Origin of the sequence: Marinobacter sp. JSM 1782161, from assembly GCF_011421605.1 — a bacterium.
In the GTDB taxonomy this organism is placed as follows: Bacteria; Pseudomonadota; Gammaproteobacteria; order Pseudomonadales; family Oleiphilaceae; genus Marinobacter_A; species Marinobacter_A bohaiensis.
Genome location: NZ_WSSA01000002.1, coordinates 2,294,102 through 2,307,079, shown reverse-complemented (window position 1 = coordinate 2,307,079; position 12,978 = coordinate 2,294,102). Strand labels below are relative to the sequence as shown.

The 12,978-nt window shown below is 65.1% G+C and carries 12 protein-coding genes; 5 read left to right on the top strand and 7 right to left on the bottom strand.

Going from position 1 to position 12,978, the window contains the following annotated elements; genetic code table 11:
* Positions 1–5: 5 nt before the first annotated feature.
* From tatA to ubiE, 6 genes are all read right to left on the bottom strand, one after another.
* Positions 6–233 (bottom strand): Sec-independent protein translocase subunit TatA, encoded by a 228-nt coding sequence (tatA, locus tag GQB00_RS10345; RefSeq protein ID WP_111494006.1) that lies wholly within the window; start codon positions 231–233, stop codon positions 6–8.
* 165 nt (positions 234–398) lie between these two features.
* Positions 399–743, bottom strand: a complete 345-nt coding sequence (locus tag GQB00_RS10340; RefSeq protein WP_165856161.1) for a phosphoribosyl-ATP diphosphatase — start codon at positions 741–743, stop codon at positions 399–401.
* Positions 740–1,171: a phosphoribosyl-AMP cyclohydrolase gene (gene hisI, locus GQB00_RS10335; protein ID WP_165856160.1), complete on the bottom strand. Its 432-nt coding sequence runs from the start codon at positions 1,169–1,171 to the stop codon at positions 740–742. Before hisI ends, GQB00_RS10340 begins: the two co-directional genes overlap by 4 nt.
* A 35-nt stretch (positions 1,172–1,206) precedes the next feature.
* Positions 1,207–2,847, bottom strand: a complete 1,641-nt coding sequence (gene ubiB, locus GQB00_RS10330; RefSeq protein WP_165856159.1) for a ubiquinone biosynthesis regulatory protein kinase UbiB — start codon at positions 2,845–2,847, stop codon at positions 1,207–1,209.
* Positions 2,844–3,491, bottom strand: a complete 648-nt coding sequence (locus GQB00_RS10325; RefSeq protein WP_165856158.1) for a ubiquinone biosynthesis accessory factor UbiJ — start codon at positions 3,489–3,491, stop codon at positions 2,844–2,846. The genes ubiB and GQB00_RS10325 overlap by 4 nt, the downstream gene beginning before the upstream one ends.
* The gene (gene ubiE / locus GQB00_RS10320) at positions 3,491–4,282 is read right to left on the bottom strand and encodes a bifunctional demethylmenaquinone methyltransferase/2-methoxy-6-polyprenyl-1,4-benzoquinol methylase UbiE (protein WP_165856157.1); all 792 of its coding nucleotides are present in this window, start codon (positions 4,280–4,282) and stop codon (positions 3,491–3,493) included. Before ubiE ends, GQB00_RS10325 begins: the two co-directional genes overlap by 1 nt.
* Positions 4,283–4,526: 244 nt before the next feature.
* Here ubiE and GQB00_RS10315 point away from each other — a divergent pair, with 244 nt between their 5' ends.
* On the top strand, positions 4,527–4,808 hold the full coding sequence (locus GQB00_RS10315; protein ID WP_165856156.1) for a polyhydroxyalkanoic acid system family protein: 282 nt from the start codon (positions 4,527–4,529) through the stop codon (positions 4,806–4,808).
* A gap of 15 nt (positions 4,809–4,823) precedes the next feature.
* Here GQB00_RS10315 and GQB00_RS10310 read toward each other — a convergent pair whose 3' ends face one another.
* Positions 4,824–5,753, bottom strand: coding sequence for an alpha/beta hydrolase (locus GQB00_RS10310; protein ID WP_111494020.1), 930 nt, complete (start codon positions 5,751–5,753; stop codon positions 4,824–4,826).
* Positions 5,754–6,338: 585 nt separating this feature from the next.
* Between GQB00_RS10310 and GQB00_RS10305 the strand changes: the two genes are divergently transcribed.
* The 4 genes from GQB00_RS10305 to GQB00_RS10290 all read left to right on the top strand — a co-directional run bounded on the left by GQB00_RS10305 (position 6,339) and on the right by GQB00_RS10290 (position 12,966).
* Positions 6,339–7,655: a WS/DGAT domain-containing protein gene (locus GQB00_RS10305; RefSeq protein WP_323127266.1), complete on the top strand. Its 1,317-nt coding sequence runs from the start codon at positions 6,339–6,341 to the stop codon at positions 7,653–7,655.
* 245 nt (positions 7,656–7,900) lie between these two features.
* On the top strand, positions 7,901–8,992 hold the full coding sequence (locus tag GQB00_RS10300; protein ID WP_165856154.1) for a porin: 1,092 nt from the start codon (positions 7,901–7,903) through the stop codon (positions 8,990–8,992).
* Positions 8,993–9,212: 220 nt separating this feature from the next.
* Positions 9,213–10,376: a nitric oxide-sensing protein NosP gene (gene nosP, locus GQB00_RS10295; protein WP_165856153.1), complete on the top strand. Its 1,164-nt coding sequence runs from the start codon at positions 9,213–9,215 to the stop codon at positions 10,374–10,376.
* Positions 10,348–12,966 carry a NahK/ErcS family hybrid sensor histidine kinase/response regulator gene (locus GQB00_RS10290; protein ID WP_165856152.1) on the top strand — a complete coding sequence of 873 codons (2,619 nt, stop codon included), beginning with the start codon at positions 10,348–10,350 and terminating at the stop codon, positions 12,964–12,966. The genes nosP and GQB00_RS10290 overlap by 29 nt, the downstream gene beginning before the upstream one ends.
* The last annotated feature ends 12 nt before the right edge of the window (positions 12,967–12,978 follow it).

The following is a 12,978-nucleotide window of genomic DNA, read 5'->3' as shown; positions in this document are numbered from 1 at the left end:
TCGGCTCAGCCCTGGGTTTTCTTGTCGGACGTTTCAGAGGTGCTGGTGGATTCGTAGACGTTGCTCTGTTTGTCGTGATCGAGCGTGTCTTTCTGATCCTCGTCGGCCATGGACTTCTTGAAGCCACGGACAGCGCCACCCAGGTCGGTCCCGATGTTACGCAGTTTCTTGGTTCCGAAGAGCAGGACGACAATGCCCAGAACGATTAGTAGTTGCCAGATGCTGATACCCATTTCCGAGCCCTCGTGTCTCGTTACTGTTAATCCGATTGTACGCTACCTGCGTGCGGGTTTGGGAAGTGTCCGGGGCGTGGTCGGATGCCCCGGTGGTCAACCCGCGCTGTGCATGGCGGTAAGCGTATCAGGCTGCTGAGACACTAATGCCTCTATGTTGCGGTTTTATTGCGAGTTTCGTGCCGCTTTCTCGTCCAGCCCGGAAAGGTCGAAGCGTCGAGCCAGCTCATCGAGCACCGCCTTCGGGCCCAGACCCAGGTGGGACAGGGCCACCAGCGAGTGGAACCAGAGGTCGGCGGTCTCGTAGATCAGCTCGTCGGTCTCGCCCGATTGTTGGGCATCCTTGGCGGCGAGCAGCATTTCGGTGCACTCCTCGCCCACTTTTTCCAGGATCTTGTTCAGGCCCTTGTGGTGCAGGCTGGCCACGTAGGAGCTGTCCGGGCTGGCGGACTTGCGTGCTTCGAGGACCCGGGCCAGCTCGCCCAGTACATCGTTGGAGGTATTGCTCATGAGGAAGTGCCTCCGCTGTCGCCGTAAATGGCATCGGGATCTTTCAGGACCGGCTCCACGCTGACCCACTGGCCGTCTTCCAGGCGCCGGTAGAAGCAGCTGCGCCGGCCGGTGTGGCAGGCGATACCGCCCAACTGGTCGACCTTGAGCACGATCACGTCGGCGTCGCAGTCGAGACGGATTTCCGAGACCTGCTGCACGTGGCCGGAGGACTCGCCCTTGCGCCAGAGTTTGCCGCGTGAGCGGGACCAGTAGATGGCGCGTTGCTCGCGGGCGGTCAGGGCCAGGGCTTCACGGTTCATCCAGGCCATCATCAGGATATCGCCGCTGGCGGCGTCCTGGGCGATGGCGGGCACCAGGCCCTGGTCGTCCCACTTGATGGCATCGAGCCAGTCCTCGGGCAATGGGTTAGAAGCGGTGTCTTGCATGGGGTTCCAGTCCGGTTAAGTCAGTTGGGGCGCGGTCAGCGCCGGCCGACGAGCAGCCAGCCGGCGGCGGCAATCAGGATCCAGCCCTGGGTCGGTATCGATTCCAGCGAGGTCCAGCCCAGCGGCTGGGTGGTCAGCCAGGCACCGCCCAGACAGGCCAGCGCCAGCACGGTACGGCGAAAACTGCGCCGGCGCGCGCGCTCGGCGTCCTGCAGGGCCTTCAGTGTAGCGTGATCGGTGGAGGCCGTGCGATCCAGGTCGCGCACCCGCAGCAGCGCATCGTGCACCAGTTGCGGCATTTCCGGCGACTGCTCCAGCCAGGACGGCAGGTGTTCGCGCAGGCTCTTGATCATGCCCGGTGGGCCGATGCGCTGGCGCATCCAGGACTCCAGGAACGGCTGCGCGGTGCTCCACAGATCCAGGTCAGGATAGAGCTGGCGCCCCAGGCCCTCGACGTTGAGCAGGGTCTTCTGCAGCAGCACCAGCTGCGGCTGGACTTCCATCTCGAAGCGCCGGGCGGTCTGGAACAGGCGCAGCAGGAAGTGGCCGAAGGAGATCTCCTTTAGCGGCCGCTCGAAAATGGGCTCGCACACCGTGCGGATGGCCGCCTCGAACTCGTTGACCCGGGTGTGGGCCGGCACCCAGCCCGACTGGATGTGCAGTTCCGCCACCTGGCGGTAGTTGCGGCGGAAGAAGGCCAGCAGGTTGCGCGCCAGGTAGCTCTGGTCCTCCGGCGCCAGCGTGCCGACGATGCCGAAGTCGATGGCGATGTAACGCGGGTCCTGCGGATTACTGGCGTCGACGAAGATGTTGCCCGGGTGCATGTCGGCGTGGAAGAAGCTGTCCCGGAACACCTGGGTGAAGAAGATTTCCACGCCTTTCTCGGCCAGCACTTTCATGTTGACGCCGGCGTTGTTGAGCGCCTCGGTGTCGGCCACCGGGATGCCGCCCACCCGTTCCAGCACCAGCACCTTGGCGGTGGTGTAGTCCCAGAACACTTCCGGGATGTAGATCAGGGTCGAGCCGTCGAAGTTGCGGCGCAGCTGGCTGGCGTTGGCCGCCTCGCGCTGCATGTCCAGCTCGTCGTAGATGGTCTGCTCGTAGTCGGCCACCACTTCCACCGGGCGCAGGCGCCGGCCGTCGGCCCAGGCCCGTTCGATCAGTCGGGCCAGCATGCGCATCAGGGCAATGTCCTGGTGGATCACCCGCTCGATGCCGGGCCGGATCACCTTGACCACCACCGACTGGCCACTGTGCAGGGTGGCGGCATGCACCTGGGCGACCGAAGCCGAGGCCATGGGGTTGCTGTCGAACGTCTGGAACAGCTGGCTCACCGACTGCCCCAGGGACTGCTCGACGATGGCCTGGGCCTCGCGGCCGGGGAAGGGTGGCACCCGGTCCTGCAGCTGCTGCAGCGCCAGGGCCATGTCATCCGGCAACAGGTCGCGCCGGGTGGACAGGATCTGGCCGAACTTGACGAAAATGGGGCCCAGTTCCTCCAGCGCCAGGCGCAGGCGCTCGCCGCGCGGCCGGTTGCCGACCGGGAACCAGTGCCAGGGCGCCAGTATCAGCAGCAGGCGCAGCGGTGCGGGCAGCTCGGCCACCGGCAGGAACTCATCGAGACGGTACTTGCTGAAAACCCAGGCAATACGGAAGAAGCGTTGAAGACGGGTCACGAGGGCTCCGACGGCGAGGTTGTATCGGCATCGAGCTGCGCTTGCAGGCGCTCGATCCGGGCGGCGAGCCGGTCCACCTGCAGGCGGGTGCGGTCGATGTCGTCGAAGGTGGCGGACAACTCGTTGCGACCGGGCAGGGTGCGGCTTTCTTCGTGGATGTATTCGTCCAGGTTGGCGTTGAGCGAGGCGAAGGCCTGCTTCTGCCAGTGCAGGGCGCCGCGCACGCGACGACCGATAAAGTGCGCGGGCACGTCGCCGGTGTAGCGGGCCAGGGCGGCTTCCCAGTCGGGATCGAGCCGGTCCAGGGCACGTTGCAGGGCGTGGGCCCGGCCCATGTCGCCGTCCACCCGCAGGCGCTGCTCACTGAATACCGCCGGGTCCCCCTGGGCCAGGGCGGCGAAGGCCAGTGGCGGACCGCTGACAATCATGGCGGCGTCTTCCGGGGCAGTGCTGCCGACCTGTACCCGGCCGGCCACAGCGCGCAGCGACAGGTGCAGGCCAATGCCCTCGAAACGAAACAGCACGGGGGCGTCCAGGGCGCCGAGCAATCCCTGACGGCCCGCGGGATCCAGCGCCAGCGCTTGCTCCAGGGCCGCCTCCACGACCCGGGTCATCGCCGCCTGCAGGGTCGGGCCGGGAAACATCAGGGTTTGACTCCCACGTGGAGGGCGACGATGCCTCCGGTCATGTTGTGGTAGCGGGTCTGGACGAACCCGGCGTTATCCATCATGCCCTTGAGGGTCTCCTGGTCCGGGTGCATGCGGATCGACTCGGCCAGGTACTGGTAGCTGCTGCTGTCGCCGGCGATCAGCTGGCCCATCAGCGGCAGGGCGTTGAAGGAGTACATGTCGTACGCCTTGCTCAGCAACGGGTTGGACGGCTTGGAGAACTCCAGCACCATCAGCTTGCCGCCCGGTTTCAGCACCCGGCACATGTCGCGCAGGGCCTGGTCCTTGTCGGTCACGTTACGCAGGCCGAAGGCGATGCTGACGGCGTTGAAGGTGTTGTCCGGAAACGGCAGGTGCTCGGCGTCCGCCTGCACGCATTCGATGTTGCCGACGTAACCGCGGTCGGTCAGGCGGTCGCGGCCCACCTGCAGCATGGAGGCGTTGATGTCCGCCAGCACCACCTTGCCCGACGGCCCCACCAGGTCGGCAAACTTCATGGTCAGGTCGCCGGTGCCGCCGGCGATGTCGAGCACCTGGTGGCCGGCGCGCACGCCGCTCAGTTCGATGGTGAAGCGTTTCCACAGGCGGTGGATGCCCATCGACATCAGGTCGTTCATCAGATCGTACTTGCCGGCCACTGAGTGAAAGACCTCGGCCACCTGGCCGGCCTTCTCGTTCCGCCGGACCTGGCGGTAGCCGAAGTCGGTGGTCTCGTCGCCGCTGCGGGTCGGTTCAGGGGCGGATTGTGTGGTCTGCGGATCAGTCATGAGCGGTGTTCCCGTGCCGAAATGAGGGCGGTCCGGAGCGGCGGTTCAGGCCGGTGTGGGCGGACCAATCCTGTATTCTAACCGTCCGTTCGCTCGCTACAAGCGACGCGGGCCGATATTGGGCACAACGGGCAGATCCGGCTTGCTTGCGCGAGACGGGGAAAGCCTTAAACTGCCCAGTGGAATCCGGTCCGTGCGTGAGGCATGGCCGGCGTATTATCCATCACCAGACTCCGGGGTAGGCATGTCCAGCATCGATATCAACCGTCGCCACTCTCTTGACCACGATCATGCGCGCGAGGCCGCCGAAAAGCTGGCGCAGGAGCTGTCTCAGCAGTTCGATGTGAACTACAGCTGGGAGGGCGATACCCTGCAATTCAAACGCAGTGGGGTGAAGGGGCATCTCAACGTGACGCCGGACGAACTGCAGGTGCACCTGGAACTGGGCATGATGCTGCGGCCGTTCAAGTCCCGCTTCGAACAGGAAATCAACGGCCAGCTGGACAAGCTGATCGCCCAGGCCTGATTCGCCGGCGTCGTCTCAGGCGGTTCCCGAGGACGCCTGGGGCAGGCTCTCCAGCGACGGTATCCACTCCTTGCTGTCGAGCGTAATGAAGTGGCTGGGCGACTCCGTCTCGACGATGCGCATGGTGGTTGGACTCTGCTGGGCGCTGCGCAGCATGGCGCCGCGGTCGAGGATGCGGTCCACCTGCGGGATCAGGAAGGTGCCGTGGCGCACCTGCTGGTAGATGTCGGTCGGCGTCTTCTCCATCCACGCCATGATGTTCTCGATGTTGCGCACGATGGTCAGGTGATCGCGGGTGGCGGAGAACAGGTGGCTGAGCAACTGCTTCTTGCGCGGGTTCATCTTGCCGAAGAAGGTCTGGCCGTAGGCCGATGACGGCGCGGTGTTGATCAAGCGGATGATCCAGGGCCACATGCCGTGGCTGACCGGCTCCAGCAGGGTGGTCACCAGCGCGTGCAGCTTGCCCTGGGGCAGGACGGGGGCTTCCAGCACCACTTCCACATTTTCATAGAGTTCCGGCCATTGGCGCACGGCTTCCAGCACGACGGCGCCGCCGCGGGAGTGGCCGTGTACGCGAATGCGGTCGGATGAGGGCAGGTTGGCCAGCGCCTGGTTGAGGATGCAGGCGTCGTATTCGATGGTACCTTCCAGGTACTTGATCGGCACTTCCCAGATCGGGGTTTCCGGCGTCACGCCGCTGACCGGTATGTGATAGTTGCTGCAGGTCAGCAGGATCAGTTCGGTGGTGGGGGCCTCGTACGCCTGGGTAAAATAACAGTGGTTCTCGAGGAAGCCGTGCACGCCGATCACCGTCTGTTCGGCCTCACCGCTGTGGTTGCGCACCGAAACGGCGCCCTTGCCGACCCGGTAGACCCGTCCGGAAAACATCTCCGAATAGGCGCTGTCGATCGGTTTGATCAGCTTGCGGACGTGACTGGCTTTCATGGTTGGCCTCCCCATTCGGGTGATGCGATGTGCCCTGCATAATCGCTGCCAGGCCACCGCTTTATTATCGTTCCGTGACGTATCCCGAATGTTTCTACGTCTATTATTCGTGATGTGTATTGGCGCGGATTACCCCCTTCGCTGCGCCATTTCAGTCATACGTCGTTATAGCATGAAGAATCAGCGTGTTAGTCATGTATTACGACTAAAGTCGACGTTCTGCGTTGGCCCGTAATGATAACGCCAGCGCATGGTCGACTGTCTCCCAGCATAATGAGACGGGCGTACCCGTGGGTAAAATTTTGTACGGTCTGCGCTCCAGGCTGTAAAGGGAACGGACAGCATGGGCCGAGCGCTGCGGCCCGGACGACGCCCGAGGCGCTCCTGCGGGTCAGTGGAGTGGGTTGTGCATGTCTGGCACAATGCGGCCTTTGTCATGGGAATGCCACCTCGCCGTTGGAGGCCCTGCCTGTTGGACCCGGGGCGTTGACTGATAAGGGAAGTTGGACATTGAGCCACGCGGAATCCAGTTTACTGTCTCCGGTTGATGCCGCCTGGCTTTCCATGGATGCTCCCGATAACCCCATGACCATCACCGTCCTGCTGCGGGTTGATGGCCTGACCGCCCCCGTCTTCAAGCATTTCCTGGAGAACCACTGGCTGCGCGTGGCCCGTTTTCGCTGCATGCCCGTTCGCAAAGGCGGCTTCTGGACCTGGGAAGAGGACGAGCTGTTCCGCCTGCGCCACCACCTGCTTGTGGAGCCCGAGGTGCTGGATGAGGCCCAGTTGCGCGACTGGGTGTCCGCCCGCCTCAATCAGCCGTTACCGGATTACCGCCCGCGCTGGTGCTTCTGGCTTCTGCCCCGTGCCCAGGGCGGTGCGGCGCTGCTGCTGCGGCTGCATCACTGCTACGCCGACGGCCTGTCCCTGATCGATCTGTTCGAAGCCCTGACCACCTCCGTTCCCGACGCCTTGCCCAGCCTGCCCGACAGCGCCGGCCGGGTGACCTCGTCGGCGCGCTGGTTCGGCGCCGGCTGGGAGTGGCTGCAGAACCAGGTGACGCTGGCCGAGTCGGGGTCGGTGGATGGTCTGGACGGTGACGCTGAGGCAGGAAGCGGAGCCCGACGCCAGCAGCTGGAGCGCGTGGCCTGGAACGGCCTGAAGCTGGTCAACGAACTGAGCCAGTACATTCTGGAGGCCGAAGATACCGACACCCGACTCAAGCCCGGTCTGTTGGGGCGGCGCCAGTGCTGCTGGTCCGCGCCGGTGCCTCTGGCGGCTTTTCGCACGATTGCGGGGCAGACCAACTGCAAGATCAACGACGTCCTGCTGGCCTGTGTTGCCCGCGCGCTAAGGCAACAGCTGGAACACGACGCCCTCGACCTGGACGAGGTGATGCTGCATGCGGCGGTGCCGGTGGACATTCGCGGCCTGCTGCCGGACGCGGTGCAGCCGGAGCCCGGCGAGTTGGGGAATCTGTTCGGAACCGTTTTCGTGCCGTTGCCGGTGGACGCCGACAGCGCGCTGGAGCGGCTGTACCGGATCAAGCACGAAACCCGCCGCCTCAAGCGCTCCTGGCAGCCGGGCATCTCCTGGGGCCTGATGTGTTCGGCGGGGCTGTTGCCCAAACACTGGCAGGAATCGGTCGCCGACCTGTTCTGCCGCAAGGCCAGCGCCGTGGTGTCCAACGTGCCCGGCAGCGCCGAACCTCGTTACCTGGCCGGCTGCCGGGTGCGTGAGCAGATGTTCTGGGTGCCCCAGTCCGGCGATATTGGGCTGGGGGTGAGCGTCGTCAGCTACGCCGGCCAGGTGCAGTTCGGTGTGGTGGCCGACGAGGCGGTGCTGCCTGATCCCCGTCCGTTCCTGGACGATTGCGTCCAGGCCCTGCAGGACTGGCAATAGGTCCTTCGACCCCGGGGGCTTACTGCCAAAGTGGCGAGCCGGGGCGATCCTTCCAAAATACGCTCAAATCAGCGCTCATGGCGCATTCAGCCGTTGTCCTCCCTGGCTGACGATACCCCCTCGGCACGCCGGTTCGTGCCGGGGAGGAGCGACTGACGCAATCCATTCGGTGCTTCTCCCGATCCGCAGGGGGCGCCGGTTTCTCACCCGCCAGCGCCCCTGACAACAAAAGATCGGGGGCTCGTATGAACAATAAGAGACTGTTAGCGCTGGCGGTTGCCGGCAGCCTGTCGGGCGGCGCCCATGCCGCCATCGACCTGTATGACCAGGACGGCACCACCTTTTCCGTGGACGGCTACTTCAACGCCTTCTACGTCAACCGCGACGACCAGGTGTCAGACGTGCGCCAGTCGCGGGTCAAGATGGGCTTCCTGCCCAACACCATCGGTTTCAATTTCAGCAAGGCAATGGGCGACCTGACCCTGGGCGGCCGGTCGTCGTTCTGGACCACCATCAACGACAGCCTGGATTCGCCCACCGACACCGCCATCGACGTGCGGCAGTTCTACGCCACGGTGGACGGGGACTTTGGTCAGGTGCTGATCGGTAAGGACTTCGGCCTGTACTCCCGCAACAACATCTTCCTGGACGAGATCCTGATGGGCTTTGGTTCGCCGGGCGCGCCGGGCGGTGTGTCCTTTGGCAACATCCGCGCTGGTTACGCCTATCCCACGCCCACGGCACAGATCACCTACCGTTCGCCGGACCTGGGCGGGCTCAGGATCGCCGCCGGTGTGCTCGACCCGGCGACCACCTCCGGTGCCGACGGCTACGAGGAAGCGCCGCGCTTCGAGTCGGAGATTACCTACACCATGGCGTTGGGCGGCGTCGATCTGACCGCCTGGGTCAACGGGCGCTATCAGACGTCTGAAAGCGACAGCACCGGTGATGAGGTCACGTCACAGGCGGTGGGCTACGGGCTGAAAGCGGCGGTGGCCGGGCTGACACTGGGGGCCTCCGGCTTCAATGCCGACGGCGACGCGCCGGTGCTGATCACCAACCAGCCAGCGGCGCTGGCCGAGGAGAGCGCGGACGGCTTCCTGTTGCAAGGTGCCTACACGCTGGGCGCGACCAAGCTGGTGCTGTCCTACGGCGAGACCGATTCGGACGTGGCGGATTTCGAGACCGAGAACACCTCGGTGGGCGTGTTCCACGACATCAACAGCAACTTCAAGCTGGTGGCTGAATACAACCTGTTCGAGCAGACCACCCAGTCGACCGGGGATAAAACCATCGACGCGGACACCATCGCCGTAGGCGCGGTCGTGCTGTTCTGATCGGCCGGCACCGGCAGGGACGCCGGCGTCTGACTACGACCAAAGTGTTGCTTTGCCGCCGGTCTTCCGGGGCCGGTCTTCCCGACTTCCGGATGGGGCATGAAAATCAATGGCCTATGTGCGACTGAGCCGACAGCGTGAGAGCACTGAAGTCGAATTGGCCCAGTGGGTCAGACGCGTAGAATCGGGGACAACAATCTCTGATAGCGAGTCGTCCAGCATGCTGCCAGTCACTTCGGTCGCGCCGGTCCGCGTGGCCAGTTCCGATGCGCGCGATCCCCAACTGGCGGCGACCAGCCTGGCGAGCCAGCTCTACCACGCCGATCTGGCCTGCGTGCTCTTCTTCTGCTCCGCCGAATACGATCTGGCCCGGCTGGGCATCGCGCTGGAGCATGTGTTTCCGCAGGTCCAGGTCACCGGCTGCACCTCCGCTGGCGAAATCACCCCGCAGGGCTACGGTCGGGGCTGCATCACCGCCATCGGGTTTGATCGCCGCTATTTCTCCGTGGACTGCGCCCTGATCGGCGAACTGGAGCCGTTCAGCCTGCAGGACGCCCAGGGACTGGTGGACAGCCTGCTGGCGACCTTCCGTGAAGCCTCCCTGGCGCCGGTCAAAGGCCACACTTTTGCCATCACCCTGCTGGATGGCTTGTCGAGCCGGGAGGAGCTGGTGCTGGCCACCCTCAACGCCGCACTGGGCAGCATTCCGCATTTCGGCGGATCCGCCGGGGACGACGAGCGCCTGGCCAACACCCACGTCTATTTCCAAGGCACTTTCCATACCAGCGCGGCCATTGTTCTGATGATCAACACGCCGCTGGATTTCAAGGTGTTCTCCACCCACCACATGCGTGCGGGAGACGACAAGCTGGTGGTGACCCGTGCCGACACCGGTGCGCGCCGGGTCTACGAACTCAACGCTGAGCCCGCGGCGGCGGCCTATGCCCGTTCGGCCGGCGTGCGCGTCGACGAGCTGGATCGCCGCATCTTCGCCCTGCGCCCGCTGGCGGTGCGCATTGGCGATCAGTATTTCGTGCGCTCGGTGCAGCGGGGGCACGACGACGGCAGCCTGACTTTCTACTGCGCCGTGGAAACCGGCATCGTGCTGACCGCCATGCGCCCGGGGCCGCTGCTGGCCAACCTCGGCGAGCAGTTGGCCCAGGCCGAGCATGAGGTGGGGCCGCCGTTGCTGACCATCGGGTGTGACTGCTTTCTGCGCCGGGCGGAGGCGGAGTTCTCCGGTTTTGTGGATGAAGCCTCGGCGTTCCTGCGGGAGCATCGGGTGATCGGATTCAACACCTACGGCGAGCAGTTCGACGGTATGCACATCAACCAGACGTTCACAGGAGTGGTCATTGGCCAGCCCGCTCACGCTTCCCGCTGAAACCGACGCGCGCGACCGGCGCATCGCCGAACTGGAGGCCGAGAATGGCCGCCTCCGCACCATCCGTGACGCGCTGATCACCCGCGTGGAGTCCAATAGCGCCCACAAGCCGGCACCCTACGCCGCGTTCGAGCATTCGGTCACGCTCGCCGAGCAGGTGCGCGAACGCACCGAAGCCCTCAATCTGGCGATGGCCGAGCTCAAGGCCAGCAATCGTGCCCTGAACGCAGCGCGGGAAGAGGCGGAGACCGCCAGCCAGCGCCTCGGGGATGCCATCGAGAGCATTGGCGACGGGTTCGTGCTGTTCGATCAGCGGCACCGGCTCGTGCTCACCAACCGCCGCTTTCGCAGCTACTGGCAGGACCGGGGCGACGCCATCCGGCCGGGCATCTCCATCGCCGAGGTCAAGCGTCTGGCCCTGGAAACCGGGCTGGTGGTGGAGGAACACCGCGACAATCAGTCCGGCGGTTCGGTCTACCGGTTGGCCAACGGCCGTTGGGTGCAGGTCAGCGAGCATCCGACCCGGGAAGGCGGGCGGGTGATCCTCTATTCCGACATCACCGACGTCAAGAACAGCGAGGATGAACGGCGCGAGCGGGCCCTGGCCGAGAAGTCGCGCCTGTTGCAGTCGACGGTGGATAATCTGTCCCAGGGCGTGGTGCTGGTCAACGACGAGGGTCGCCCGGAGATCTGGAATCACCGCTTTGTCGAACTGACCGGACTGGACGCCGCGCAGGTCAGCCGTGAGACGTCATTCGAGCGCCTCCTGGCCCTGTCGGAAACACCGCTGCTGATGCCCGGCAGTGTCGACAGCCAGGGCCACCCGTGCCACGCCCTGGAGCATCACCAGCGCGACGGCCGGGTGCTGGAGATCCGCACCCACGCCATGACGGACGGACGCTACGTCAACACCTACACCGACATCACCGAACGCCACCGCTACGCCGAAACCCTGCGCGAGAGCGAGCGCTGGGTGCGGGTGGTGACCGACCACGTGCCGGCGCTGATTGCCTACGTCGGCGCCGATCTGACGGTGCAGTTCTGCAACAAGGTGTATGAGGCCTGGTACGGCCGTGGCGGTCGCTCGCCGCTGGGGCTTCCCCTGCACGACGTGCACGATGCCGCGCTCTACGCCCGCCTGCTGCCCCACGTGCGCGATGCGCTGGCCGGTCACAGCGTCACCTTCGAGTTTGAGGAAACCAACGCCCGGGGCGAGCAGCGCTACATGCTGCGCTCCTATGTGCCCAACCGTGACCCGTCGGGCGTGGTGAACGGGTTCTTCGTGCTGATCCGCGACATCACCGAGCGCCGGCGCACGGCCCTGGCCCTGCAACAGGCTTACGACAACCTGGAACAGCGGGTGAAGGAACGCACTTCGGCGCTGACGTCGCTCAACGACCAGCTGCGCCAGGAGATTGGCGAGCGTTCTGCGATCGAGGCCCGGTTGCGCGACGCCAAGGCCGAGGCGGAACGCGCCAACCTGTCCAAGACCAAGTTTCTGGCGGCGGTCAGCCACGACCTGCTGCAGCCGCTCAATGCCGCGCGGCTGTTCACCAGCTCGCTGATGGAACAGGCTTTCGGTCCGCGAACGGAAGGCCTGGTACGCTCGGTCAGCACGTCGCTGGACGACGTGGAGAACCTGCTGGGTACGCTGGTGGATATCTCCAAGCTGGATGCCGGCGTGATCCAGCCGGACGTCAATGCCTTCGACCTGCGCGACCTGCTCAACAACCTGGCGCGGGAATTCCGGCAGATGGCCCTGGGCGAGGGCGTCGAGCTGCGTTTCGTGGCGTCTTCGGCCGTCGTGGCATCGGACTCCCAGCTGCTGGCGCGGATCCTGCGCAACTTCCTCACCAATGCCATCCGCTACACCGGCAGCGGCTCGATCCTGCTGGGTTGCCGCCGGCGTCGACACTCGGTTGAGTTGCAGGTCTGGGACACCGGCCCGGGCATTCCCGCCGACAAGCTCTCCGAGATCTTCCAGGAGTTCAAACGCATTCGCCCCGCCGGCGCGCCCCAGGACAAGGGGCTGGGCCTGGGGCTGGCGATCGTCGACAAGATCGCGCGCATGCTCGATCACCGCATCACCGTGCGCTCCGTGGAGGGGCGCGGGTCGCTGTTTGCCGTGGAAGTGCCGCTCGGTCAGTTACGGCCGGAGCAGCAGGGCCTGCCGGCCTCTCGGGTGCCGCAAGGGCAGTCGCTGGGCGGCGGCCGCATCTGGGTCATCGATAACGACCGGGCGATCTGCGATGGCATGCGCACGCTGCTGGAAGGGTGGGGCTGTGAGGTGATGACGGCCGTGTCCCTCGCCGATCTGGCCGGGCAGTTGGACATCCCGTCGGCGCCGGTGGATGCGATCCTGGCGGACTACCACCTCGATAACGACGAGAACGGTGTGGAAGCGGTGCTGGCGATTCACCGGGAACGCGCCGACAACGTACCGGTGGTGATGATCACCGCCAACTACACCAACGAACTCAAGCATCATATCCGCGAGCTGGGCTACCAGTTGATCAACAAGCCGGTGAAGCCGCTCAAACTGCGCAGTGTGTTGCATCACGTATTGATGAACGAACCGGGCCGTCCGTGACGGCCCGGCCTC

Bases quoted from the DNA above. Each gene is read 5' to 3' on its own strand.
- tatA (WP_111494006.1), bottom strand. From the start codon at position 233: ATGGGTATCAGCATCTGGCAACTACTAATCGTTCTGGGCATTGTCGTC.
- GQB00_RS10340 (WP_165856161.1), bottom strand. From the start codon at position 743: ATGAGCAATACCTCCAACGATGTACTGGGCGAGCTGGCCCGGGTCCTC.
- hisI (WP_165856160.1), bottom strand. From the start codon at position 1,171: ATGCAAGACACCGCTTCTAACCCATTGCCCGAGGACTGGCTCGATGCC.
- GQB00_RS10325 (WP_165856158.1), bottom strand. From the start codon at position 3,491: ATGTTTCCCGGCCCGACCCTGCAGGCGGCGATGACCCGGGTCGTGGAG.
- ubiE (WP_165856157.1), bottom strand. From the start codon at position 4,282: ATGACTGATCCGCAGACCACACAATCCGCCCCTGAACCGACCCGCAGC.
- GQB00_RS10315 (WP_165856156.1), top strand. From the start codon at position 4,527: ATGTCCAGCATCGATATCAACCGTCGCCACTCTCTTGACCACGATCAT.
- GQB00_RS10310 (WP_111494020.1), bottom strand. From the start codon at position 5,753: ATGAAAGCCAGTCACGTCCGCAAGCTGATCAAACCGATCGACAGCGCC.
- GQB00_RS10305 (WP_323127266.1), top strand. From the start codon at position 6,339: ATGACCATCACCGTCCTGCTGCGGGTTGATGGCCTGACCGCCCCCGTC.
- GQB00_RS10300 (WP_165856154.1), top strand. From the start codon at position 7,901: ATGAACAATAAGAGACTGTTAGCGCTGGCGGTTGCCGGCAGCCTGTCG.
- nosP (WP_165856153.1), top strand. From the start codon at position 9,213: ATGCTGCCAGTCACTTCGGTCGCGCCGGTCCGCGTGGCCAGTTCCGAT.